23 protein-coding genes and 1 pseudogene are annotated in these 22,326 nt (G+C 68.2%); 11 read left to right on the forward strand and 13 right to left on the reverse strand.

All coding sequences use genetic code 11. The features are described 5' to 3' along the window. Nucleotides 1-255 precede the first annotated feature (255 nt). Complete coding sequence (locus tag ADK54_RS03445; RefSeq protein ID WP_053724000.1) at nucleotides 256-498, forward strand: hypothetical protein; 243 nt, start codon at nucleotides 256-258, stop codon at nucleotides 496-498. A gap of 572 nt (nucleotides 499-1,070) precedes the next feature. Here ADK54_RS03445 and ADK54_RS03450 read toward each other — a convergent pair. Further along, entirely contained in the window at nucleotides 1,071-2,030 is a 960-nt protein-coding gene (locus tag ADK54_RS03450; RefSeq protein ID WP_078966098.1) for a ScbA/BarX family gamma-butyrolactone biosynthesis protein, read from the reverse strand. A 136-nt stretch (nucleotides 2,031-2,166) separates the two neighbouring features. On the opposite strand from ADK54_RS03450, the gene ADK54_RS03455 reads away from it, so the two are divergent. Beyond that, a complete protein-coding gene (locus ADK54_RS03455) occupies nucleotides 2,167-2,796 on the forward strand; it encodes a ScbR family autoregulator-binding transcription factor (RefSeq protein WP_053724001.1) in 630 nt (209 codons plus the stop codon). Between the two features lie 122 nt (nucleotides 2,797-2,918). Then, on the forward strand, nucleotides 2,919-3,698 hold the full coding sequence (locus ADK54_RS03460; protein WP_078966101.1) for an SDR family NAD(P)-dependent oxidoreductase: 780 nt from the start codon (nucleotides 2,919-2,921) through the stop codon (nucleotides 3,696-3,698). 21 nt (nucleotides 3,699-3,719) lie between these two features. Here the strand turns inward: ADK54_RS03460 and ADK54_RS03465 are convergent, their stop codons facing one another. Beyond that, nucleotides 3,720-4,319, reverse strand: a complete 600-nt coding sequence (locus ADK54_RS03465) for a TetR/AcrR family transcriptional regulator (RefSeq protein ID WP_063801892.1) — start codon at nucleotides 4,317-4,319, stop codon at nucleotides 3,720-3,722. Between the two features lie 629 nt (nucleotides 4,320-4,948). Here ADK54_RS03465 and ADK54_RS48690 point away from each other — a divergent pair. Next, nucleotides 4,949-6,192 (forward strand): annotated as a pseudogene (locus ADK54_RS48690) (IS701 family transposase). A 102-nt stretch (nucleotides 6,193-6,294) separates the two neighbouring features. Here the strand turns inward: ADK54_RS48690 and ADK54_RS03480 are convergent. The 8 genes from ADK54_RS03480 to ADK54_RS03515 form a co-directional block, all read right to left on the reverse strand. Continuing rightward, nucleotides 6,295-6,558 (reverse strand): DUF6253 family protein, encoded by a 264-nt coding sequence (locus ADK54_RS03480; RefSeq protein WP_053724005.1) that lies wholly within the window; start codon nucleotides 6,556-6,558, stop codon nucleotides 6,295-6,297. Continuing rightward, on the reverse strand, nucleotides 6,555-7,367 hold the full coding sequence (locus tag ADK54_RS03485) for a maleate cis-trans isomerase (protein ID WP_053724006.1): 813 nt from the start codon (nucleotides 7,365-7,367) through the stop codon (nucleotides 6,555-6,557). The genes ADK54_RS03480 and ADK54_RS03485 overlap by 4 nt, the downstream gene beginning before the upstream one ends. A 12-nt stretch (nucleotides 7,368-7,379) precedes the next feature. Continuing rightward, on the reverse strand, nucleotides 7,380-8,063 hold the full coding sequence (locus ADK54_RS03490) for a transglutaminase-like domain-containing protein (RefSeq protein ID WP_053724007.1): 684 nt from the start codon (nucleotides 8,061-8,063) through the stop codon (nucleotides 7,380-7,382). 17 nt (nucleotides 8,064-8,080) lie between these two features. Further along, nucleotides 8,081-9,199 (reverse strand): acyl-CoA dehydrogenase family protein, encoded by a 1,119-nt coding sequence (locus ADK54_RS03495; RefSeq protein ID WP_053724008.1) that lies wholly within the window; start codon nucleotides 9,197-9,199, stop codon nucleotides 8,081-8,083. A 109-nt stretch (nucleotides 9,200-9,308) separates the two neighbouring features. Then, a complete protein-coding gene (locus ADK54_RS03500; protein WP_053724009.1) occupies nucleotides 9,309-9,683 on the reverse strand; it encodes an ectoine synthase in 375 nt (124 codons plus the stop codon). A gap of 60 nt (nucleotides 9,684-9,743) precedes the next feature. Further along, nucleotides 9,744-10,010, reverse strand: a complete 267-nt coding sequence (locus ADK54_RS03505; protein WP_053724010.1) for an acyl carrier protein — start codon at nucleotides 10,008-10,010, stop codon at nucleotides 9,744-9,746. Then, complete coding sequence (locus tag ADK54_RS03510; RefSeq protein ID WP_053724011.1) at nucleotides 10,007-11,476, reverse strand: AMP-binding protein; 1,470 nt, start codon at nucleotides 11,474-11,476, stop codon at nucleotides 10,007-10,009. Before ADK54_RS03510 ends, ADK54_RS03505 begins: the two co-directional genes overlap by 4 nt. Before the next feature lie 243 nt (nucleotides 11,477-11,719). Then, the gene (locus ADK54_RS03515) at nucleotides 11,720-12,169 is read right to left on the reverse strand and encodes a MarR family winged helix-turn-helix transcriptional regulator (RefSeq protein ID WP_053724012.1); all 450 of its coding nucleotides are present in this window, start codon (nucleotides 12,167-12,169) and stop codon (nucleotides 11,720-11,722) included. 216 nt (nucleotides 12,170-12,385) lie between these two features. On the opposite strand from ADK54_RS03515, the gene ADK54_RS03520 reads away from it, so the two are divergent. The 4 genes from ADK54_RS03520 (at nucleotide 12,386) to ADK54_RS03535 (ending at nucleotide 14,373) form a co-directional block, all read left to right on the forward strand. Beyond that, entirely contained in the window at nucleotides 12,386-12,706 is a 321-nt protein-coding gene (locus tag ADK54_RS03520; protein ID WP_053724013.1) for a DMT family transporter, read from the forward strand. A 45-nt stretch (nucleotides 12,707-12,751) separates the two neighbouring features. Beyond that, the gene (locus tag ADK54_RS03525) at nucleotides 12,752-13,153 is read left to right on the forward strand and encodes a DMT family transporter (protein WP_053724014.1); all 402 of its coding nucleotides are present in this window, start codon (nucleotides 12,752-12,754) and stop codon (nucleotides 13,151-13,153) included. A 93-nt stretch (nucleotides 13,154-13,246) separates the two neighbouring features. After that, nucleotides 13,247-13,732: a nucleoside deaminase gene (locus ADK54_RS03530; protein WP_053724015.1), complete on the forward strand. Its 486-nt coding sequence runs from the start codon at nucleotides 13,247-13,249 to the stop codon at nucleotides 13,730-13,732. Then, the gene (locus ADK54_RS03535) at nucleotides 13,729-14,373 is read left to right on the forward strand and encodes a DsbA family oxidoreductase (RefSeq protein WP_053724016.1); all 645 of its coding nucleotides are present in this window, start codon (nucleotides 13,729-13,731) and stop codon (nucleotides 14,371-14,373) included. The genes ADK54_RS03530 and ADK54_RS03535 overlap by 4 nt, the downstream gene beginning before the upstream one ends. A 275-nt stretch (nucleotides 14,374-14,648) precedes the next feature. Here the strand turns inward: ADK54_RS03535 and ADK54_RS03540 are convergent, their stop codons facing one another. Next, nucleotides 14,649-15,011, reverse strand: a complete 363-nt coding sequence (locus ADK54_RS03540) for an ArsR/SmtB family transcription factor (RefSeq protein ID WP_053724022.1) — start codon at nucleotides 15,009-15,011, stop codon at nucleotides 14,649-14,651. A 365-nt stretch (nucleotides 15,012-15,376) separates the two neighbouring features. On the opposite strand from ADK54_RS03540, the gene ADK54_RS03545 reads away from it, so the two are divergent. The 3 genes from ADK54_RS03545 to ADK54_RS03555 all read left to right on the forward strand — a co-directional run bounded on the left by ADK54_RS03545 (nucleotide 15,377) and on the right by ADK54_RS03555 (nucleotide 20,723). Next, nucleotides 15,377-16,264: an AfsR/SARP family transcriptional regulator gene (locus tag ADK54_RS03545; RefSeq protein ID WP_053724017.1), complete on the forward strand. Its 888-nt coding sequence runs from the start codon at nucleotides 15,377-15,379 to the stop codon at nucleotides 16,262-16,264. A gap of 227 nt (nucleotides 16,265-16,491) precedes the next feature. Then, on the forward strand, nucleotides 16,492-18,630 hold the full coding sequence (tkt, locus tag ADK54_RS03550) for a transketolase (RefSeq protein WP_199826854.1): 2,139 nt from the start codon (nucleotides 16,492-16,494) through the stop codon (nucleotides 18,628-18,630). 134 nt (nucleotides 18,631-18,764) lie between these two features. Next, nucleotides 18,765-20,723: a helix-turn-helix domain-containing protein gene (locus tag ADK54_RS03555; protein WP_053724018.1), complete on the forward strand. Its 1,959-nt coding sequence runs from the start codon at nucleotides 18,765-18,767 to the stop codon at nucleotides 20,721-20,723. Here the strand turns inward: ADK54_RS03555 and ADK54_RS03560 are convergent. Both ADK54_RS03560 and ADK54_RS03565 read right to left on the reverse strand, forming a co-directional pair. Next, nucleotides 20,699-21,862 carry a transposase gene (locus ADK54_RS03560; protein ID WP_053724019.1) on the reverse strand — a complete coding sequence of 388 codons (1,164 nt, stop codon included), beginning with the start codon at nucleotides 21,860-21,862 and terminating at the stop codon, nucleotides 20,699-20,701. The two genes, ADK54_RS03555 and ADK54_RS03560, sit on opposite strands and share 25 nt — an antisense overlap. Nucleotides 21,863-22,124: 262 nt before the next feature. After that, nucleotides 22,125-22,326, reverse strand: a 202-nt coding sequence (locus tag ADK54_RS03565; RefSeq protein ID WP_159047606.1) for a chorismate synthase, incomplete at its 5' end; no start/stop codon positions are given.

Here is a 22,326-nt window from a genome sequence, read left to right on the forward strand (position 1 = left end):
GCTGGGCGTCCTGGAAAACGTCGAAGTCAACCGCTGGCGCGGCACCGCAGGCCCCGGTGCTCCCACAGCGGAACCCCCCAAGCCGACCACACCAAGGAACTGACGCCTCGCCAGGCGCCTGAGCCTCCGTCCTGCGCACATCGAGAGCGGGCCAAGGACGGTGGTGTTGAACGCGCCCTAGGCTTCCGCCTGTTGTGCGTTTCGTCCTTGCTCGGTCCCGAAGGGCGGTGCCCGGGCAGGAGGCGTGCCCACAGCGTGATCGCCGTGTTCGGTGTGCTCATGGTTGGCATGCCCTACCTCCAAGCCCGCCAGTTCCACAAGCTGACCGTGAACTACGGCGAGTACCGGGCGACCATCGCTGACACCGGTGTCACCATCGCGCATCAACAGGCCACCACCACACTGACTTGGCAGGCAGCACCCCGATATGTGGGGCGGAAGTACGTCGCGAGAGCGTCACTGGATTGGGGGATGTCGGCCGGCGCCCAGCCTGAGTAAGCCGAGCGGTGATTGAACAGAATGGGCAACGCTGCCCGTAGGGGTAGGGCGCCGCGTGATGACCTTGGCTCATCGGGCGAGCGTGATTTCGCCGCTGACCAGCGGCGTGTGCCTGTGGCCTGTGTTGCCCCTCGGACACAGAGCATGTGCACATGGAAGAGCGGGTTGTGACTCTACGGTCACGACTCGCTCTTTTGCGTAGTAGGTGAGTTTCAGCCCGAGAGCTTCGTGCCTGTGTCTGGTTGATCCATGCGGTGACGAGTTCGGGGGTGGCGAGGAACTGCACGTTCTCGGCGAAGTGATTGATCCGGATCGAGACACCGAGCCTGACCTGGCCCGCAACTGCCGGTCCAGGCCCACCGGCTCGCTCCGACCGGAGGGGCGCTGGTAGAGGGGCGCCGTCCCGACTGCGCCACGTGAGTGCGATATCCGGGCCCCGGGGAGCGCCGCGCAGCATCGCGTTCTGGGAGGTCATGAACCGCGCGTTCATCGCTGGATGCCAGGTGGACGTGTGCCGCGGGCAGGCCTGGACTCCCGTCGTGCTGTGGCGGGAGTCCAGGCGTGGCGGTGCTTCAGCGGGCCCCGTGGGGAGCCAGTACCACTGTGGCGCTGAAGACCCGCCGTTCGCGCTGGTGCGCGTCGATCAGTACGCGCGGACGGCCTTGGAGGTCAGGGCTCAGAGGGGTGGTGCTGAGCCAGCAGGGTGCGTCGAACTCGACGTACCCGTCGAAGGTGGTGTCGAAGGCGACCGGGGTCGCAGGTGCCTTGAGGCTGGCCTGGGCCGCCTGGCTCACAGCTTCGAGGAGCACCATGCCGGGTATGTGGTCGTGGGGGTGGTCGTAGAGGACGGTGTGACTGGTGTCGACCCGCATCTGCCACTTGCCCGCCTCACCGGTGGGGGACAGGACCACATCCCGTGCGTTCGTGCGCCCCACGCGCTCGGGAGCGACGGGCGTAGTGGGCGGGGCGGCCCTCAGGAAGACGGCGCGATCGGCGTAGGGGCCGCGGAGCCGGTTGTAGATGCTGCTCGGGTGGGCGCTGTAGTGGACCTCGGCAGAACCCGCGTACACGCCGTTCACGGTGCCCTGCACATGGGCGACCAACTGGACCGAGCCCATTCGGCGGCGCTTGATCGCCGAGTGGATGACCTGTAGTTGGACAGTGGTCGCAGACCCAGTGGTCCGCAGCGCGTCGGCGACCACATCCAGGGTCAGGTGCTCCCACCCCAGGCTGTAGTCCCTGGGTATGTCATGCGCCGTTTGGCAGGACACGGCGAGTGCTTGGCGCACGCTCTCGGTGAAGAGCATGGGGCTGTGGGCCTGCGGGGTCGATGTGTAGAAGTCGTGCGCCCGCGGCCATTCGACGGTGACGATCTGCTCGCTGCCGCACAGGTGCAGGCAGTCGACGACGAAGACCTCCGACAGGTCCCGCTTGCCGACACACTCTTTGAGAGCGATGTGGGTGCGGACTTGCGGAGACGTGATCGATGGTGCTTCAAAAGTGCATGATGCTACAGCAGGGCTGTGAGACATGGTGCTACTCCCCCCAGAGTTGCTTCGACCTTGACGGGCAGGGTTGGATGCCGAGCATGATCAAGAAATAAAATAGTGCCCGTTGTTTTTTTTGTCGAGCGTTTACTTGGCCGAGCATTTACTTGGAGGAGGCGGGATGGCGCAGCGAGCCGTGAAGCAGGAACGCGCGGTACGAACGAGGGAGGCGCTCGTGCAGGCGGCGGCCCAGGTCTTCGGAGAGCTCGGGTTCGCGGGCGCGAGCGTCTCGAAGATCGCCGACAGGGCGGGGCTCACGCTCGGAGCGATGTACTTCCACTTCAAGTCGAAGGAGGAGCTCGCTCGGGAAATCGTGCTCTCCCAGCCCAGCAGGGTCCGGCCGGTGCATCAGTCCGAGGGTCTGCAGCACGCCGTCGACATCACGCTGACCTGGGCGTACGGACTCGCTGAAGACGCCGTGCTGTTCGCGGGCGCGCGCCTGGTGATGGAGCAGGAGCAGTTCAACGCTCCAGAGGAGAACTCGCACCGGCAGTGGACGGACATCATCGCCTCCGACCTCCGCGTCGCACAGGCCGGGCGGGAGGTTCGCAAGGCTGTCGATGTCGAGGCTGTGGCACGGCTGATCGTCAACGCCTGTACCGGCGCCCAGATGCACTCCTCCATAGAGTCGGGCCGGGCCGACCTGCCGCAGCGTATCGAGGAGATGTGGCGGATCGTGCTGCCGTCGATCGCCGTGCCGAGCGCTGTGGCACGCCTTGAGTTCGGGCAGGCGCGCGGCAGGCGGGGCTGACCGGTGGATCGTCCGGGACGGTCGGGTGCCGACCCGGACGATCTCCGGGCCCCGGGATGTGCTGTGCTGTGCCGGGCGTGATCAATTCATGGTGAACGAGTGGGTGGGGGATGAAGATGGAGATGTCCGCGAAGAGAGGCCCGGGGGAGCTCGATGGCAGGACGGTGATGGTCACCGGGGCCTCCAGCGGAATCGGTGCGGCGGCCGCGCGGCTGTTCGCCGCGCGGGGGGCGAACGTCGTCCTGATGGCCCGGCGGGAGGAGCGGCTGCGGGAGCTGGCCGCGTCCGTCGCCGCGGAGGGCGGCAGGGCGGTGCCCGTGCCGGGCGACGTAACCGTGTCGGCGGACGTGGAACGGGCCGTGTCCACCGCGGTGGACACGTTCGGCTCGCTGGACGCGGCGTTCAACAATGCCGGCTGGGGCACGGCGGCCACGCCCCTGCACGAGTTGGGGGACGACCTCTATGACCGGATCATGGACGTCAATGTGCGCGGCGTGTGGAACTGCCTGCGCCACCAGATACCCGTGATGCTCGCTCAGGGCAGGGGCGGGTCGATCGTCAACACCTGCAGTACCGCGGGCCAGTTCGCCACCGGTGCCGTAGCCCCCTATGTGGCGGCCAAGCACGCTGTCCTCGGGCTGACCCGGGCCGCCGCGGCCGAGTATGGCGACCGGGACATCCGGGTCAACGCGCTGATGGTCGGCATCACACGCACCGAACTCATCGAGCAGGCGTTGCAGGAGATGCCCGGGCTGGAGGAGGCCGCCGTCGCGCGGGCGGTCCAGAAGCGGCTTGCCGAGCCGGAGGAGATCGCCCGCGTGGCCGTCTGGCTCTGCGGTCCGGAGGCGTCGTTCATGACCGGAGCGGGGGTTCCGGTGGACGGCGGCTGCAGCGCCGTGTGACACCGCCGGCGGCAGGGGAGTTCACGACGATGGCGGGGGGCCCTCCACCGCCGGGAGGAGCATGTCCCACATCCGGGTGAACAGGTCCGACGCACTGCCGGCCCGGGTCTCGGGCGCCCCCCTGCGCCGTTGTGCCCGCACGTCCACCTCCGCCCCGTGGACGAGGTAGAGGACGAGCGCCAGGACGAGGGAGGGGTTGGCCGACGCACACGATGGCGTGCCCGCCGCCTTGGCCAGCTCCTCCTCAACGGCCGTTGACCACACGGCGCGCCAGTTGGGTGGGCAGTCCTCGCGATCCCGGTCCAGACGTGCTGCCGCGCGAACCGCGACGTCGTTCTCCAGACATCGCACCACCGCGCACGCCATGGCGATCGCCGACCGCAGCGGGCCGGCTTGGTGATCCACCTGCTGCAGGGCGTGCCGTGTCACTGCCACGCCCTGTGCGTGCACCTCGTCGGCCAGCGCCGCCTTCGACGTGAAGTGGAAGGTCACCGCGCCCGTTGACGTGCCCGCGGCCTTGCCGATGCCGGTCAGGGACGCGGCGGCGTACCCGTTGTCGTCGAACTCCCGGGCCGCGGCATGGACCAAGGCCTGCCGTGTGCGTGCAGCTCGTTCCTGCATCCCGTTGACCTTCCGTCGGACAGGCACACCAGTGTGCGTCGCGTTCTATGGGGCTCATCTCGCCAGCGCACGGGGACGACGGCACACCCTCTTGCAATGCCGAGGTGAAGGTGCACCCCAGGCCCGGTGGAGCCCCGAGGGGGTCGGCCGCCCGCCCCGGCGTCCTGAGAGCCGTCCCAGCTGGGCAGGCGCGCGGCCCAGGGTATGCCTAGGCTTCCTGGGCTCCAAAAAAAAGATAGCAATCACTATCCTATGTGTCTTGAAATGATCGCGGCATCGCCGGGGGGCGTCGGTCATGGCCATCCGTGAGCCGCTTCCGGGGCTGTCGCGCGGCCGACGGGTCGGGGTGCTTGCGATCGCGCTCGTGGCGGATCTCGCCAAGTGGTGTGAGGCGGCGCGTGATCGCCTCGGCATCGGACCGGAATGCGGCTGGCGAGCGTCCGCCTCTGGTGGAGCGGGGCGTGTCCGTGCTCCGGGGCCGCGTGCGTTCATGGGCGACCCTTTACAAAAAAAGAAAAAATCAACTATTTTTATCTGTGCACGGAGGGGGAAGCGCTGCGCGTGCACCGGCAGCCGGAACTCTTTGGCGTGATCCACGAGCGTAGGTGGAGACAGGGGGGAACCCAGAAATGACTGCGCAGCATGGGGTGGGCGGATCGGAGTCCTTCAGCGGGTTTGCTGAGGAGCTCTTCAGGCATTTGCCCAGGACCGACCAACGCAGATGGGCGGCTGCCTATGTGCAGGGCCTGCTCAGTACGCCGGGCAAGAAGACGGTCCGGCGCATGGCCGCCGAGGTGACCGACTCGTCGACGGCGGCGCAAGCCCTGCACCAGTTCATCAATTCCAGCCCTTGGGAGTGGGGGCCCATCCGCGCTGAGCTCATGCGATGGGCCGAGCAGCGCACCCGGCCCCGGTGCTGGACCATCGCCCCCGCCGTACTGCCCAAGCGGGGCGCGCAGTCGTGCGGGGTGCACCGCCGCTTCATTCCGCACGCCGGCCGCACCGTCAACTGCCAGATCGGCTTCGGGGTCTTCCTGTCGTCGGACACCGAAGACCTTCCGGTCGCCTGGAGCATGCTGCTTCCTGACGAGTGGTCCGACGAGGCACGACGGCTACGGGCCCGCATTCCGAGCGACGTCACGGCCTCGGCAGAGGAGTGGCTCCTGAATCTGACCGACGAGCTGGCCGTGCACGCGGCCCACGGCCCGATGCCGGTGGTGGCCGACGCGACCGGGTACCTGGACGCTGCCGCGCTGATCAACGGACTCAGCGCCCGGGCCACGACCTCGTCGTCGCCGTACCGGACAACCTGATGGTCCTGCCCGGCAGTCACCTGGCAGCCCGGCAATGCCCCGAGGCCGGCCCCGTGGCCGCCGTCCGACTCATCAGTGAACATGAACGTACCGGCCTCATCCCCCAGCGTGTGTCCGCGCCGGCCGATGGACGGCCGTACTCGATGGGGCTCGTTCACTTGCCTCGGCCCCGTTCGCTGCCTGGGCCCCGGCAGACCTATCGGCTGTTCACCCAACCCGACGGCCGGGGCCGCCACGGCGGCTTGTGGATCACCAACATGGTGAATCAGCCGCTCGGAGACCTCGTCGGACTGGCCGGCAGGCGTGCGGAGGCGGCCGGAACCGTGGGCCGCCTCGAACGGAACTTCGGCCTGCGGGACTTCGAGGGCCGTTCGTTCCCCGGCTGGCACCACCACATGACGTTGGTCTCCGCGGCCTTCACTTACGCTCGGCTGACAGCGCACCAGGACATGCGGAGCATCAGCGGTTTCGGCTCGAACAGCAAGACAGCGCCCGATCCTTACGCGGAGCCGTGGCGGTCACTTGGCCGGCAGCAGACACAAGACCGACGAACCGCCTGACCACGCGCACCAGGCGATCGCACGGTCACGGAACAGCGGGGGCGCGCGCTTCGTACGCCGAAGAGCGCGCCCCCGCTGGCATTTCGCCCGTCGGCGACGGTGTCACCTCACGGCTGCGGGCAGGTGGGTCCGTGGCGGTGCATCGGCGAGCGGGGACGAGTAGGCGTCCACCCGCAGGGGAGCGGGGCGGGTGTCGTAGCGCATGAAGCCGCTGACCAGCTCGGCACGCCTGAGCTGCCCCTTGTGCAGAACCATTCCGGAGACGTGGGTGCCGTCGTCGTGCCAGCACACGAGAGGGAAGCGGTAGATGTCTCCTTCAGGAGTGCCGAACACGGCTTCGTACCCGTCGGCGGCCAGCAGGCTCACGCGTGTTCGCCCTTCGGGGTGGTGGTGAACAGGTGCCCGTAGTCGGTGATGTCCGCGGCAAGGCGGGCGGCGTCCGCGAGGTGGAGCGCGTGCCAAAGGATCACCTGGTTCGCGGTGATCACGTGGAATCCGAGCTCTTCCTCAAGGGGCTTGACGGTGCCGACGGCCCGGATGCCGTTGCCCGCCACGAGAACGGCGTCGGGGCGGTGGGCGGCGACCGTGGTGCGGATCCAGGCGGACAGGTTGGCGGGGGTGATCGCCTTCTGGTTGGACGGCAGGCCGCACGGCCCGTGGTGGACGACGTCGAAGCCGAACTCGCGGAAGTAGTCCGCGCCCTGGCCCGAGAGCGTGTCATCGAACCACGGCGGGTTCACGATCGCGATCCGTTGGGCGCCCAGTGCGTGGAACGCGGCGCGCGCAGCCTTTGTCGTGCCGGTGATGGGCAGCCCGCGTGTGACCGGTGTCAGCCGCTCGTACAACTCCTCTTCTCCCTTGGCCTTCAGTACGTAACTGGAGGAGGTGAAGCCGAGCGTGAGCGCGTGCAGCGGGGAGGCCGCCACGAGTTCCACGGCCTGGTCCAGGAAGGGCGGTTCGACGAATGCCCTGACCGGGTCGTGCGGGATCTTCTCATCCATTTCGCCTCCTGCGCGCATGGCGGCGAAATGGATGCGGGAGCCGTGGATGGATACCGAGGCAGGGGCCATGGCCTGGAGTTCGGCCTCCGGGCCGACGTCGGCGTGCGGGACGACGACCCCGATGCGGGTGCTGGCATCCCAACCGTCGGTGGGCGTGCTGCTGGGGCTTGACATGAGGGAGATCTCCTACTTGGCCGGGGTGAGGGTGGACTCGTCGGCCAGCCGCCCGCCGCTGACGGTGCCCGTCCCTGCGTTGTCGAGGAACTTGGGGTGCTTGGACCGCATGGTCGCGATGATGAAGTCGTAGGGAACGTCGTCGAAGGCACCGTGGTCGACGAGGAACTCCATGGAGCCCCCGCCCTCGCCGTACGGGTGGTAAAGGCTGTCGTGGGTGCCGTCGAACTCCAGGGCCTCCATGCCGTAGAGCTTGCAGAGCATCTTGTTGAACACCGGTGTGGCCTTGACCCACTTGCCGTCCAGGTGAACCTGGGCCAGGCCGTGGAAGAAGACGTCGCCGCCGATGTGCTCGATGAGCCGGGGCGAGGCAAGGTGGTTGCGCACGTCGCCGTACACGACGCGGGAGGGGATGCCGAGGGCGCGTACCGCTGCGGCGTACAGGGCGGCCTTGTGGAGGCAGAACCCGGACTTGACCTTGGCGGTGTGCGAGGCCTTCAGTCCCTCGGGGGAGAGGTCGGCGCCGTAGACCTCATAGAAGACGCCGTCGCGCACGGCGTAGTAGAGCTCGATCGCGTTCGTCTTCTTGTCGGCCGAGCGGTCCTTGACGACGTGGTCGATGAAGTCCTGGACTTCGTCGGTCTCGTAGTCGAGGAACTCGGTGGGGCGGGTCAGCTGGAGAAGGTCAGCAGTCATGGCGTGTCCTGTGGTGGTTAGAGGCCGATGAGGGCGGCGATGCGGTTGCGCTGGATCTCCGAGCTGCCGGAGTAGATGGTCCCGGCGATCGAATTGCGCAGTTCGCGTTCCATGCCGTGCTCGGTGAGCACCCCGCGCCCGCCGTGGATCTGTACCGCGTCCAGAGCGGTCTGCACGTTGGCTTCGGACACGATCGTCTTGGTGGCCGCGAGGTCGAGGGAGGCGTCCTGCCCCGCCTCGACCTTCGCCCCGGTGTCGGTGAGCCACTTGCGGGCGGTTTCCACCTGCATCTTCATGTCGGCGATCTTGTGCGAGACGGCCTGGTACTTGCCGATCGGCTGCCCGAACTGGGTGCGGGCCTTCGCGAAGTCGATGGTCTCCTCCAGCCGGCGGGTCATCTCGCCGAGCGTGAGCGAGAAGCCGAAGAGGACCTCGCGCTTCATCACGTGGTCCAGGACGAGGAAGCCTGCCCCCTCACCGCCGACGCGCTGGGCGACGGGGATGCGCAGCTCGTCGAAGGAGAGAGTGCCGATCGGGCTGGTGCGCAGTCCGAGCTTGTCCATCGTGGGCCCGACGGACAGGCCGGGGGTGCCGGCCTCGACCAGTAGCGTGGTCAGACCGAACGGGCCGGGCTTGCCGGTGCGTACGTACAGCAGGAACAGGTCGGCGATCGGGGCGTTGGTGATGAACATCTTGCCGCCGTTGACCACGTAGTGGTCGCCGTCGCGGTGCGCGACGGTGGACAGGTTCATCGCGTCCGACCCGCCGGACTCCTCGGTGATCGCGTGCGCGGTGATCAGCTCACCGTCCATGATTCTGGGCAGGTACCGCTCTTTGAGCTCCTGCGTCGCGAACCGCTGCACTGGGATGCCGACGGACACGATCTGGGTGGAGGTGGAGAAGGACAGGCCCGCGTCACGTGAGGTGTACCCCAGTCCCTCCAGGGCGCGCATCGTCTCGGTGAGGCTGCGGCCGCTCCCGCCGAAGTCGGGGTGGAAGGGGGTGCGCAGGATCCCTGAGCTCCGGATGGCCTTCCACTTGTCCTGCGGGAAGGCGGCGGAGGCATCCAATTCCTGCAGGTTGGCGTTGAGTTCGTCGGCCCACGGGGTGGCGAGGTGGAAGAGGTCGTCGCTCAAGGATTGTCCTAGGTCCGCTGCGGGTGAGGTGGGTGGCGTGCCCCGCCGACGGCACCCGGTGGGGGCGGGCGCCGTCGGCGGGAGGGACAGGGGCCGTCGCCCCGCCATGTCAGTAGTGGGAGAACCCGTCCTCGGACAGGCTGTGCTTCTCGTTGCCGTTGATGGGCGGGTTGAATATGGAGACGAGATGCAGGTCCTCGTCGTCCGAGGCGACGAGGTAGTGGGGGTCGTGCTGGTCGAGGGCGTAGATCGTGCCCTGCACGATCTTGTGGCGGGTGCCGTCCTTCTCGACGACCTCACCCGACCCCCCTACGCAGTAGCAGGCTTCGAGGTGGTTGCGGTACTGCAGGGCGCTGGTGGTGCCGCGGCGGACCAGGGTGTCGCAGACGGCGAAACCCATGCCGTCGGACTCGGTCAGGACGCGGTAGCTGAGGCCGTTGCCCCACTCGACCGGGGCGAGGTCGTCGATGCTGCGGACGATCATGTGCTGTTTCTCCTTGTAACTGGAAGGTGTCGAAGGCCCTGAAGGTGTCGACGGGGTACTTCAGGCCGCGAGGGCCTCGGTGTGGGAGGTGATCAGGTCGGTGATCGCGTTGATGCTGCGGAAGTTGACCGGGCCGAACTCGATGTCGTCCAGGGGGACGTCGTAGGCCTGGCTGATGTGCGAGATGAGCCGCACAAGGCCGAGGCTGTCGATGACTCCGGACTCGATGAGGTCGTAGTCGTCGGTGAGATCGGACGCGTCCTCGCCGGACAGGTACTGGGTCACGACGAAGTCGCGGATCTCGGCGGCGGTGTCTTTGCTGCTCATACTTGGATTTCCTTCATTCGGTTGCTCTTGATCTGGTTTCGGTCGGGCTTGCCCGTGGAGGTGCGGGGAAGGGGAGCGTCCGTGATGTGCACGGAGGTGGGAATCGCGTGCCGCGGCAGGTGTCTTCCCGTGTGCGTACGCAGCTGCAGACTGGTCAGCGTGCTGCTGGGGCGCCTGCTGACGTGTGCGTGCAGCCGGACTCCCGCCTGTTCGTCGGGCAGCGGGACGACGACGGCCTCGGCCACGTCCGGGTGCGTGGCGATCACACGTTCCACCTCCTGGAGGTTGGTGCGCACTCCCCGGACCTTGACCTGCCAGTCCGCGCGGCCCTGGAGGCTGTACATGCCGTGCTCGTCGCGGGAGACGAGATCGCCGGTGCGGTAATAGGTGACTCCGTCGACGACGGTGAAGGCCGCGTGGTTCAGTGCGGTGTTGAGGTAGCCGTGGGTCTGGAAGGGCGTGGCCACCAGCAGTTCACCGGTCCCGTCGGACTCCACGACCGTTTCGTCCGGGGCATGGATGAGCGCTCGCGTGCCGGCGATGGGCCGGCCGATCGGCATCGTGCCGACCGGCGCGGCAGGGTCGTACTCGTGGATGAACGAGTCGTTGGTCTCCGTGCAGCCGAACACGTTGTGGAAGCGGGCTCCGGGGAAGGCCGATGCCACCTGCGCCAGCAACGAGGCCGGCATGCTGTCCCCTGTGAAGATCATGCGGCGTACGGTCCGGTAGACCTCGTCGGCCTCGACCAGCAGGCGGTGGACCATCGGCACCCCCTGGACGAAGGTGACTTCGTGTTCCTTGACCAGCGTCCGGACGTGCGGGCCGTCCGTCGCCCTGCCCTGGTCCACCAGGACGACTTCCGCCCCCAGTTGCAGGAAGGTCCAGACATCGAGGAGAGCGAGGTCGAAGTTGAGCGGGGCGTAGGACAGCGCGGTGTCATTGGGGGACAGGCCGAACTCGTGGACGGCCCAGTCGGTGAACGCGTCGAACCCGGCGGACCCGATCGGAACGATCTTCGGAGTTCCGGTCGAGCCGGATGTGGTCAGCAGTAGCCGTGTCCGTGCCGGATCCGGCGTCGCGAAGTGCTGGGCCTGCTCTTGATCCGCCCGCACCGGCGTCGCCGTGAGCTCGCCGTCGGCGGCCGCGGTGAGCAGGTGGGAGACCCGGGCCTGTTGCGCCAGGCGCTCAAGCGCGGCGCTGCCCAGGTCGGGGGAGGGCGCGAGGGCGATGTGGCCCTCGTGGAAGACGGCCAGCAACAGGGCAATGGTCTGCGGCGTCTTGTGCGCCGGCACACACACGGTGCTGCCTGCCGGGAGATTCAGCCGCAGCAAGTGGCTGCGCAGGTTCTGGGTCAGCTCGCTCAACTCGCCGTAGGTGACGGCCTGGTCGTTGAAGTGGAGCGCTGTGTCGTGGAGCCGGTGGTGGCCGTGGACGGCGATGATCTCGGCCAGACGGGGCGATGGCACGGCGGGATTCCTTGCAGTCGGCGCAGTCGGCGGCCACAGGTGTCGCTCGACTGTTCGTTGAATCGTGCGGTGTCGAGGGCGAAGGTATCCGGCCAAGTGCATGCTTGGTCAAGCATGCACTTGGCGAAGTGGGTGTGATGCAGATCGCAGGTAATTGTGTGTGCAACTAAAAACCCCCGGGCGCCTGAGGCGTCCGGGGGTGTCGGGGTGATGTGCTCGATGCGGTTCGGGGAGGGGCGGGGATCAGCTCTGGGGGGCGCGTAGGGCCTGGACCGTAGGTCCCAGTTCCGGGTCGGCGGTGAAGGCGTTCAGTGCGGAGGAGAGGACCTCGGTATAGGTGGCGCGCGCGGCCTGGTAGCGCTGCCGCCCCTCGTCGGTGATGACTGCGTAGACGCCGCGTTTGTCCGACGGACACAGGTCCTTGTATGCGAAGCCGGCCGTCTCCAACCGCCCCACCAGGCGGGTTACCGACGACTGCCCCAGGCCCACCCTCTCGGCGAGGTCCTGCATGCGCAGCTCGCTGTCGTCGGCGTGGTCGAGGTGTTCCAGGGAGCGGTACTCCGACAGGCCGATCGCGTGCCGGCTCTGCAGCGCCTGGGTCAGTTCGCGTTCCACGTGTGCGTGCAGTGCGAGGACGCGGTTCCATGCGGTGTGGTCGGACGTGCGCGGGGGCACGGGGTGTGAAGTTGCCATAGTCGCGGCCTCCCCGGGGTTGATGTTTGACATCAGAGTACATGCTCATGCAAGCTCCTGACGTTCCCCCCGGTCGAGCCCTCGGCTACACTCGGGCATCTTGTCTTTGCATGTACAAGCAACATCTATGAAGGTGTCGCAACAGCGGCACCTCACCCCGCCCCCAGCGTGGCCGGCCCGGAAAACGCGGCCATCAAACCGAAAGGACTCCCTCTCATGCAGTGGCTCTACCTCGCCATCGCCGTCGTCTTCGAGATCGGCGTCGCGATCGCGGCCGGCAAGGCCGAAGGCTTCCGCAATCGCAAGTGGACGACCGTGACCCTCGTCAGCGGCGCCCTCGGCACCTACTTCCTCAGCCAGGCCCTGCTGACCTTCAACGTCGGTGTCGGATACGCCCTGTGGACCTCGGTCTCCGGCGTCGGCATCAGCCTCCTCGGCGCCCTGCTGTTCGGCCAGCGCCTCAGCTGGCGCAAGGCGCTGGGCATCGTGGCCATCATCGTCGGGGTCGTCGGACTCCAGCTCAGCGGCGGCGCCTGACAGTCGCCCGCCCACCATCCGAACCTCACGAAAGGCACCTTCCTCATGTCCTCGACCAGCCCCTCCGCCGCCAACTCCTGGCTCATGCTCCTCCTCGCCGGCGTCTTCGAAATCGGCTACGCGCTCTCGGTGGGCGGAAGCCACGGCTTCACCCGCCTGACCTGGTCGCTGGTTGCCGTCGTGTTCTTCCTTCTGACGTTGTGGGCGCTGAGTGCCGCGCTGCGCACCATCGACGTCGGCATCGGCTATGCCGTCTGGGCGGGAATCGGAGCGGCCGGAGCGGCGGCCCTCGGACCCGTCTTCTTCGACGAGAGCCTCACCCTCGGTCAGTCCCTGTGGCTCGGCGTCATCATCCTCGGCGTCGTCTGGCTCAAGCTCGCCGACAAGCAGAGCGGCGCCGAACAGCCCGTCGACCAGCCGCAGGAGGCCCAGGGCGTCGGCGTCTGAGGACACCTCCGCCGCACCGGGGCAGCTCTCGGTCACGATGCCGCCCCCGTGCTCGATCAACGCCCCCGCTCCCTCTCAAGGACCGACTCCGCCATGCAAAGCGACCCCCTCGATCACCTGACTCCCTACGTGGAGGAAGCCGTCAAGATCAGTCGTAGTCACGTCGCCGAAGGCGGCATCCCCTTCTCGGGGATCGTCGTACGGGACGGCCTCGTCCTGGGCACCGGCTTCAACCGGGTCCACGAGGACAACGACCCCACGGCACACGCCGAAGTCGTCGCGCTGCGCGCCGCGGCGAAGAAGGCCGGCAGGTACGGCGTCGCGGGATCCACCCTGATCGCCTCGGGCGAGCCCTGCGCCCTGTGCTACATGGCCGCCCTCTACTTCAACATCGAGCACATCGTGTACGCGGCCGACCGCAAGACCGCCGACGCGTACGGCTTCGGCTACGCCGACTCGTACTCCATCTTCTCCACCGACCCCACCGCTTGGCCGATCAAGGTGACGCACGCCCCGATCGAGGGGCACGAAGTGCCGTTCCAAGAGTTCTTGACCGGCCGGAAAGGCCGACTGCGATGAGCACTCCCGTCAAGATCCAGGTCTGGTCCGACTACGTCTGCCCCTTCTGCATGTTGGCCGAGGGGCCGCTGGAAGAGGCGACGAACGACCTCGACGTCGAGATCGAGTGGAAGCCCTTCGAGCTGCGTCCCCACCCGCAGCCCACCCTGCGGCCCGAGGACGACTACCTGCCCGACATCTGGCGGCGCGCCGTCTACCCCATGGCCCGCCGTCTGGATGTCGACATCACCCTGCCCACCGTCTCTCCGCAGCCCTACACCCGCCTCGCCTTCGAGGGCTACCAATTCGCGGCCGAGCACGGCAAGGGCGCCGAGTACACGCGTCGTATGTTCCGCGCGTTCTTCCAAGAGGACCGGGACCTCGGTCATCTCGACGTCCTGCAGCCGCTGGCCGAGGAGATCGGACTGGACGGCGCCGCGTTCCGTGAGGCCCTTGAGCAGGGCACGTACAGCGACAAGCACCAGGACGCGCTCCGCGAGGCGCAGGCGCACCGCGTGCAGTCCGTGCCGACCCTCCTGGTCGGTGACATCCGTATCGAGGGTGTGCCGAGCCCCGCCCAGCTGCGCAAGGCGATCCTCGACGCCCAGGCCCAGCAGGATGCGGAGTTCGGCGGGGCGTGCGGAGTGAACGGGGGCTGCTGACGATGGGCGTCCGCGTACCCTTCGTTCCCACCCGGGAGAGGCCGGGACCGGAGGAAGGGCGGCGCGTCCTCGCCCTCCGCTAGGAGATGTCCGGGGCGCTGGAGCGATACCGGCGCCGCACGGCCCGTCCGACCGGGCGAGTCAAGGCGCGTGGTCGAAGATCTGGCGGGCCGGACCGGGGCACGAGTGCATGGCGATACTCGCCATGCACTCGTCTCGTCACACGGCTCCGCGCACTCTGCCGCGCACTCCCGCTGGGCCGTTGGTCCAGACGCTCACCCTTGACTCGAACACCCGCTGTGGCGGGCCATCTCGTGCACGGCCGCGGTGAGTGCGGCGTCGAGGAAGCCAGGGAAAAGAGCATCGAGGTCGCTTCGTCGCAACTTGCTCATCTTGGCGGTGCCCCGGTAGTTCTGTTGGATCACTCCGCTCTCGCGCAGAACCCGGTAGTGGTGAGTGGCCGTGGCCTTGCTGACCGGCACATCGATGGACGCGCCGGACAACTCACCCGTCGTGCGCGAGAGTTCGCGGACCATGTGCATCCGAACCGGGTCTGAGAGGGCCTTCATGACGTTCTCCAGGCGGATTTCGTCAAGGGTGGGGTGAAGGAGTTCGCGGCTCATCGGTGTGCTGGTCACTGCCCTTTCGTACTCGACGGTCTTCATCGATCTTGTCAGTTCCGCATGCACCGGATCGCTGGAGGCGGTTGCCCAGGAGGCGGAGATGCGACGAGGCGGCGACCTTGGCGCGATGTCAGAGCCCGCCCGTCCCCATGAGCCGAAAGCATCGTCCCTTCTTCAAGTGGTGGGCGCGCGAAGTTTGTTGAGGGTTTCCGTACAGAGGCCGACTGTGTATGCGGGCCTCGTCCTCCGGTGTCACGGGGTTTCAAAAAAAGAAAACAACTACTATTATTTAGTGTACTTGGGTGCGGGGGGAGCGCACCATGCGGCGCCGCGAGCTCAACGGGCGTGGCGACAAGCGCGATGGACACCGAGGGGGCGGAATGGACTTGAAGCTTTTGGGGGAACTGTCCGTGCACGAGGGCGGAACACCCATCACACCCACCGAAGCGCAGACGCGGCAGGTCCTGGCGCTGCTTGCGACACAGGCCGACCACATGGTGCCCACAGCGGTACTGGTCGAGGAACTGTGGCCCGCGGGTCCGCCCCGCCGCGCCACCGACATGCTGGAGGGACATGTCCGGCACGTGAGAGCCCTCATCCAGGCTGCCCTCGCCCACGGCCAGGGGCGCGCCGGTGACACCCACAGCGAGCGCCGCACCGCTCATACCGTGCTGGCAGGACTACCGGGCGGCTACCGTCTCCACAGCGGGGGAGGCACCAGTGACGTCGCGGCCTTCGAGCGGGAAGCGGGCGCCGGCTACCGCGCGATGGAGACCGAGGATTTCGAGACCGCGGCCAGCCGGCTGCGAGGCGCCCTGGCCCTGTGGTCCGGCGAACCGTACTCCGGCGTGCTGACCGGCCCCCACCTGCGCGCCCACGCATCCCGACTCGAACATTCCTGGCAGCGGGCCTTGGACCAATGGATGTCCGCCGAGGCACAACTGGGGCGATGCCGCGCCCTGCTGGACGACCTGGTGCTGTTCCTCTCGCGGTTTCGCGCCCAACAGCCGCTGTACGAGGGGCTGATGCACGAGCTGCGCCACACCGGCGACCCCCGCGGCATTCTCGCGACCTACCAGCGGGTGCGTCGGCGAAGCCAAGCCGCTGCTCCCGCCAACGCACCCCTGCGCGGCACCATTCCCCGCCCAGCCGGCTGGGCCGCGACATCCGCCTCCCGGGGACCCCAGAGCGCGGTCGGCGCCCCGGTGATGCGAAAGACGTACGCAGGGGGGCCACGTGCTGCTGCGGGAGTCCGCGCCATGGCCTGAGCCAACCGCGAGCGGTGCAGCCCGACCGGGACCGACTTGATGAACTTCCGACCGACTTGACGGGCTGTCGCCGGAGCCGTTGGCCACCACTCCCACCCCCTTCAGGATGACCGCGGTGGGGACGGCTCAAGCCGGCTCGCGCTGTCGGCCGGGACGGCTGAGACAGGCCCGGCTCAAGCCGCTTCCGCCTCGTAGATCCTTCCTCGACTAGGAGCCCTGAGCACCCTGTGAACCCCCAGGCGAGTACGACACCACCGGCCCCGCTGTCCGCCCCCTTCGAGTGGACCGAGCTCGATCGCCGCGCGGTCGATGTCGCCCGAGCCCTCGCGGTCGACGCGGTGGAGACCGCCGGCCACGGCCACCCCGGTACTGCCATGAGCCTTGCTCCGGCCGCCTATCTGCTGTTCCAGCGGCTGCTGCGTCACGACCCGGCCGACCCGCAATGGGCGGGCCGGGACCGCTTCGTACTGTCCTGCGGGCACTCCAGCCTCACCCTCTACAACCAGCTGTACCTGTCCGGATACGGCCTTGAAATCGACGACATCAAGGCGCTGCGCACCGAAGGAAGCCTCACTCCGGCTCACCCCGAGTACGGCCATACGCCCGGTGTCGAGACCACCACCGGCCCGCTGGGCCAGGGCCTGGCCAACGCGGTGGGCATGGCCATGGCGGCGCGCCGCGAGCGCGGCCTGTTCGATCCCGACACCGCACCGGGACAGTCGCCCTTCGACCACACCGTGTGGGTCTTCGCCTCCGACGGCGACCTGGAGGAGGGCATCAGCCACGAGGCCAGTTCCCTTGCCGGCCACCAAAAGCTCGGCAACCTCGTCGTCCTCTACGACGACAACCACATCTCCATCGAAGACGACACCCGCATCGCCCAGTCCGAGGACGTGGTCGCCCGCTACCGGGCCTACGGCTGGCACGTGCAGCAGGTCGACTGGACCACCCCCGACGGTTACCAGGAGGACGTCCCCGCCCTGCACGACGCACTGGAGCAGGCGCGCCAAGTCACCGACCGGCCTTCACTGGTGGCGCTGCGCACCATCATCGGCTGGCCGGCCCCGAACAAGCAGAACTCCGGCAAGATCCACGGCGCCGCTCTCGGTCGCGAGGAGGCAGCGGGCGCGAAGGCCGCCATGGGTCTGGATCCTGAACGCTCCTTCGAGGTGCCCCCGGAGGTCCTCGCCCACGCCCGCCGGGCCGCGGACCGCGGGCTTCAAGCGCACGGACGGTGGGACAAGCTCTACGCGGACTGGCGCACCGCTCACCCCCAGCGGGCCGCTGCCCACGACAGGATCTCCGTCCGCCGTTTCCCCGAAGGCTGGGCGCGGGACCTGCCGGTCTTCGCCCCCGGCCAGGAGATGGCCACCCGCAAGGCGTCCGGCGAAGTGCTCTCCGCCCTCGCCGGGGTACTGCCCGAATTGTGGGGCGGATCCGCGGACCTGGCCGACAGCAACAACACGACCATGAAGGGGGAGCCCTCCTTCGTCCCCGAGGAGTTCGCGACCGAAGCCTTCGCCGGACACCGCTACGGACGCACGGTCCACTTCGGCATCCGCGAACACGCCATGGGTGCCATCCTCAACGGCATCGCCCTGCACGGCGGTACCCGCCCCTACGGCGGCACCTTCCTGGTCTTCTCCGACTACATGCGTCCGGCGGTCCGCCTCGCCGCCATGATGAAGCTGCCGGTCACCTACATCTGGACCCATGACTCCATCGGGCTCGGCGAGGACGGTCCCACTCACCAGCCGATCGAGCACCTCTGGGCGCTGCGCGGCATCCCCGGCCTCGACATCGTCCGCCCCGCGGATGCCAATGAGACGGTCATCGCCTGGCGGACCGTCCTCGAACACACCGACCGGCCCGCGGGGCTGTGCCTGAGCCGGCAGAACCTGCCCGTGCTCGACCGGAGCGATTCCTCAGGTCTGGCCCCGGCCGAGGGAGTCGCCCGCGGGGGATACATCCTGGCCGAGGCCAGTGACGATGCCCCCGAGGCCATCCTGATCGCAACCGGCAGCGAAGTTCACATAGCCCTGGCCGCGCGCGGCCTCCTCCAGGAGGAGGGAATCAGCACCCGTGTGGTGTCGATGCCGTGCGTGGAATGGTTCCGCGAACAGGACCAGGACTACCGCGACCTCGTGCTGCCGCCCCACGTGAAGGCCCGGGTCTCTGTGGAGGCCGGCACCTCGCTGGGCTGGCACGCCTTCATCGGGGATGCCGGAGAGGCCATGGGTATCGAGCAGTTCGGTGCTTCCGCTCCCTACCAGTCGCTCTACCAGCGGTTCGGCCTCACCCCGGACCGGGTGGCAGCAGCCGCCCGCAGCAGCCTTCAGCGCGCAAAGCGTGCTGTTCGGCCGTGACCGGCGAGGTGTGGGCCCGCGCAGACGTCGCGGCGTAGCGGATGGCCATTACCGCAGGTCACCGATTGACTTAAAGATCACCAAAGAATTACGTTCAGCCTATCTGTGAATGGAGTGCCCTAGGGGAGCAGCGCATGACGGATGAATCGGGCGCCACGGAGACCAATCTGCTCACCATCCTCGAACTCCTTGCCGAGGAGGCACCGCCGGGCAGGCTGGAGGAGTTGCTGCAGCGGGCACGCCGGGCCGGCCAACCTCCGCAGAACCTCGCTCGCTTGGAACGGGCCGTCGCACTCGCGGGCAGGATCCACGTGTCGCAGGGCCGACGCCGGCAGCGCGAAGACAGCCTGGCGGATCTGGTCGACACGGCTCGTGACCTGACGTTCCCGCACGACCTCGACTCCTTGCTACGGGTGGTCACCAGGCGGGTGAGGCGGCTCCTCAACTTCGATCTGACGTGCGTTGCCCTCCTCGATGGGCAGGGTGCGATGTACCTACACACCTCAGAAGGCTCGATCACCGCCCTGGTCAACGGACTTCAGATCGACCAGGGCTGGGGTCTGGGACATCGCGCCCTGGCCACCCGAGCCCCGGTGTGGACCGCCGACTATCGGGCCGACGATGGCATCGAGGGCCGGGAGCGCTTCAACGAAGTGATCCAGGCCGAAGGCCTGCACGCCCTCATGGCCGTGCCGCTCGTCAACGGCGACCGTACTGTCGGGGTGCTCTACGGCGCCTGCCGCACGGTACGGCACTTCTGCCCCGACGAACTCGGCGTGGTCTGCTCACTGGCTGTACTGGCGGCCGTGGCCATCGAGAGGGCCGAGCGCCTCGAACAGGCCAGGGGCGATATCGACGAGCTCGAACTGGACGGCTTTCGCACCCGCACCAGCCTCGTACGCATGCAACAGCTCAGCGAGGCCCACAGCCGCACCATGAACATGCTCCTGGCCGGCGCCGACCTCACCAGCGTGGCGAAGGCAGCCGGTGATGCCTTGGACGGAACCCTCCAACTGCGCGATCCCGGCGGCCGGATCCTGGCCGGCGGGGACATCGCCGACTTGGACGAAACCGCTGTGGCCGAAGGCGCCCTCGACGCCCATGCACGCCGGGGTGTCGTAGCCGCCGTCGGCAACACATGGGTGGCGCCCGTGATCGCCGGAGCCGAGAACCTCGGCCAGCTGGTGTTGCGCCCCGCCACAGCCCTGGTCGGCGAGGACGAGCGCCTGCTGTACCTCACCGCCCAGGCCTTCGCGATCCAGTTGTTGCTCCAGCGCTCCACCGCCATGGCCGAAGGGCCCGTGCGCGACGAGCTCCTCGACGACCTTTTGGCCTCGCACCCGCGCGCCGCGCACCAACTGCAGCACATGGCCCAGCGCGTCGGCCAGTTCGGTCTCGACCTGGACGCGCCGTACGTCCTGCTCGTCGTCCGACCCGAAGGCGGCGAACCAGGCCGTGCTCTGGTCTGGGCCTCTTCCTACGCGCACCGGATGTCCGGGCTCAAGACCGCGCGCGACGGCTGCATCGTGCTGCTGTTACCCGGCGAGGACCCGTCCGGGGCAGCCCGGGCCGTCGCTGAGGAACTGTCCTCCGTTCTCGGCCACTCCGTATCGGTCGGTGTCGGCGGCCCGGGCAAGGGGCCGGCCGACACCGGCCGCATCTACCAGGAAGCGCTGCGCTGCCTGGACGCGCTGACCGCGCTCAACGCACGGGGCAGCACGGCTTCCGCCCGGGAACTCGGGTTCCTCGGGCTGTTGTTGTCCGACCAGCACGATGCCGAAGGATTCATCGAATCGACTCTCGGCCCCGTGCTGAGCCATGACCGTGACTGGCAGACCGACCTCGTCGCCACCCTGGGTGCCTACTTCGCGGGCGGAGGCAGCCCGACCAATGCGGCCGAATCGCTTCATGTGCACCCCAATACCGTCTGGCGCCGTCTCAAGCGCATCACCGAACTGCTGGGTCCCCAGTGGCAGCAGCCGGAAAGGTTGCTTGAGGTGCAGTTGGCGCTGCGACTTCAGCAGACTCGCGGTCTCCTGCAACGGCAAAGGAACGCCGCGGCGAGCCATCAGGCGGCGCGGCCCATCACATAGTTTTCGGCTGTCAGCACATGGGCCGCATGGGCTGCCGAGGCGAGGGTGATGTGCCGGTGCCAGCCCTGGAAGGAGCGGCCGGCGTAATCCAGCAGACCGGTCGTGGTGCCGACGTGCGCGAAGTCCCGGTCGACCCGGTGCGTGAGCTTCGTCAGGCGCAGCAGCGCCGCCATCGGCATCTGCGTCAGATCGGTGAGCCACAGCTGGACCGGCGGGCGCGACGGGTCGAGCCATTCGCCCAGTAACAGCAGCGGCCGCGGCCGGACCCCTTCTGGCGAGGGGAAGGACACGGGGATCGCCGCGACGAGCGAAGTCCTCGTGGCCCCGTGGGCGGCCGGGTCCGCCCAGGACACCGGGCGGCGAAGTCCCTTCACCGCCTCCAGGATCCGTCGAGCCGGAAGTGCTCCGGCGCCGAATCCGGGCAACGCCCGGTCGGCCACGGTCACTCGGCAGGAGGAACTGACGCGGGCGAGGACGGGGACACCCGACGCGGTGAGGTGAGGCATCGCCGTGTGCGGGTTGCCCCGCCGCAAGTCGATCACTACGGGTCTGCGTGAAGGGCTTCCGTACTGTGCCGTGTCCAGCACGGCCGCGACCGCGCACTCGTCCGGGGTCTCCGGGCGGGCCCCGTCGGGGACTCCCGCGCGGCCCCTGCGCTCGGGGTCGCTGATCCACTGGTCCGACAGCAGCATGCGCCAGTTGACCGGCGCGCTCAGCTCCTCGGAGGCGAGCCACACCCCGAAGGCCTGCTGCCCGCGGAACATCTCGCCCAGATGCGGGGCGAAAATCCGGTCGACGCCCACCGAGTACTCGCCCCCTTTGGGTATCTGCATGGCCCGCACCACCCAAGCCTGCGGTGAACTCATCTGTTCCAGATAGTCGGTGAGTGCGGCACGTACGGGCCGCCAGTCCCAGGGGGAGCTGCTGATGAAGTGATGCAGACTCTGCTCGGTGTCGGCGGGACCGCCCACCTGAGCAGCGATATTGCGGATGGTTTTGCGCCCGACGGTGCTGAGGAGGCCATGCAGGTAGGTCTCCGCCTTGTGTCGCTGGTCCTTGCGGCGGAACGAGGAGAACAGCGCGGCGCTGAGCTCGCCGACGACATCGTCGAAGATCGCTCGTTGCTTGAAAGCAGACATGTTCACGACGCTCCCGGCTTGGTCGGCAACCCTGTGCTGGCGTATGCCCACCATGTCCGCCCGGCGCCTGCCCGAACGAGGTTCTCCACGCACCTGGTTGTCTCTGCCGTCACTCGGCACACCACCAGGGCCCGGCGCAGGAGGCCGTCGTTGCCGCGTGCCGGGACAGAGCGGTGAAGCCTCCCGTGCGGGGTGGTGTTGCCCCGGGCACCAGGGGAGCGGGCCGGTGTGGGGCACGGCCCGCATCGGCCCTGGTCACAGCTCAGCGAATGGACAGCGCGTCGAGGTAGGACTCGACGTTGCGGCGGGTCTCGGGGACGCTGTCGCCGCCGAACTTCTCGGCGACGGCGTCGGCGAGGACGAGGGCGACCATGGCTTCGGCGACGATGCCGGCGGCGGGCACGGCACACACGTCGGAGCGCTGGTGGTGGGCCTTGGCGGCCTCGCCGGTGGCGACGTCGATG

It is taken from the genome of Streptomyces sp. WM6378, from assembly GCF_001279695.1.
In the GTDB taxonomy this organism is placed as follows: Bacteria; Actinomycetota; Actinomycetes; order Streptomycetales; family Streptomycetaceae; genus Streptomyces.

Coding starts and splice junctions, on each gene's coding strand:
- ADK54_RS03450 (WP_078966098.1), bottom strand. CDS start 2,030: ATGTCTCACAGCCCTGCTGTAGCATCATGCACTTTTGAAGCACCATCG.
- ADK54_RS03455 (WP_053724001.1), top strand. CDS start 2,167: ATGGCGCAGCGAGCCGTGAAGCAGGAACGCGCGGTACGAACGAGGGAG.
- ADK54_RS03460 (WP_078966101.1), top strand. CDS start 2,919: ATGTCCGCGAAGAGAGGCCCGGGGGAGCTCGATGGCAGGACGGTGATG.
- ADK54_RS03465 (WP_063801892.1), bottom strand. CDS start 4,319: ATGCAGGAACGAGCTGCACGCACACGGCAGGCCTTGGTCCATGCCGCG.
- ADK54_RS03485 (WP_053724006.1), bottom strand. CDS start 7,367: ATGTCAAGCCCCAGCAGCACGCCCACCGACGGTTGGGATGCCAGCACC.
- ADK54_RS03490 (WP_053724007.1), bottom strand. CDS start 8,063: ATGACTGCTGACCTTCTCCAGCTGACCCGCCCCACCGAGTTCCTCGAC.
- ADK54_RS03500 (WP_053724009.1), bottom strand. CDS start 9,683: ATGATCGTCCGCAGCATCGACGACCTCGCCCCGGTCGAGTGGGGCAAC.
- ADK54_RS03505 (WP_053724010.1), bottom strand. CDS start 10,010: ATGAGCAGCAAAGACACCGCCGCCGAGATCCGCGACTTCGTCGTGACC.
- ADK54_RS03515 (WP_053724012.1), bottom strand. CDS start 12,169: ATGGCAACTTCACACCCCGTGCCCCCGCGCACGTCCGACCACACCGCA.
- ADK54_RS03520 (WP_053724013.1), top strand. CDS start 12,386: ATGCAGTGGCTCTACCTCGCCATCGCCGTCGTCTTCGAGATCGGCGTC.
- ADK54_RS03525 (WP_053724014.1), top strand. CDS start 12,752: ATGTCCTCGACCAGCCCCTCCGCCGCCAACTCCTGGCTCATGCTCCTC.
- ADK54_RS03530 (WP_053724015.1), top strand. CDS start 13,247: ATGCAAAGCGACCCCCTCGATCACCTGACTCCCTACGTGGAGGAAGCC.
- ADK54_RS03535 (WP_053724016.1), top strand. CDS start 13,729: ATGAGCACTCCCGTCAAGATCCAGGTCTGGTCCGACTACGTCTGCCCC.
- ADK54_RS03545 (WP_053724017.1), top strand. CDS start 15,377: ATGGACTTGAAGCTTTTGGGGGAACTGTCCGTGCACGAGGGCGGAACA.
- ADK54_RS03555 (WP_053724018.1), top strand. CDS start 18,765: ATGACGGATGAATCGGGCGCCACGGAGACCAATCTGCTCACCATCCTC.
- ADK54_RS03560 (WP_053724019.1), bottom strand. CDS start 21,862: ATGTCTGCTTTCAAGCAACGAGCGATCTTCGACGATGTCGTCGGCGAG.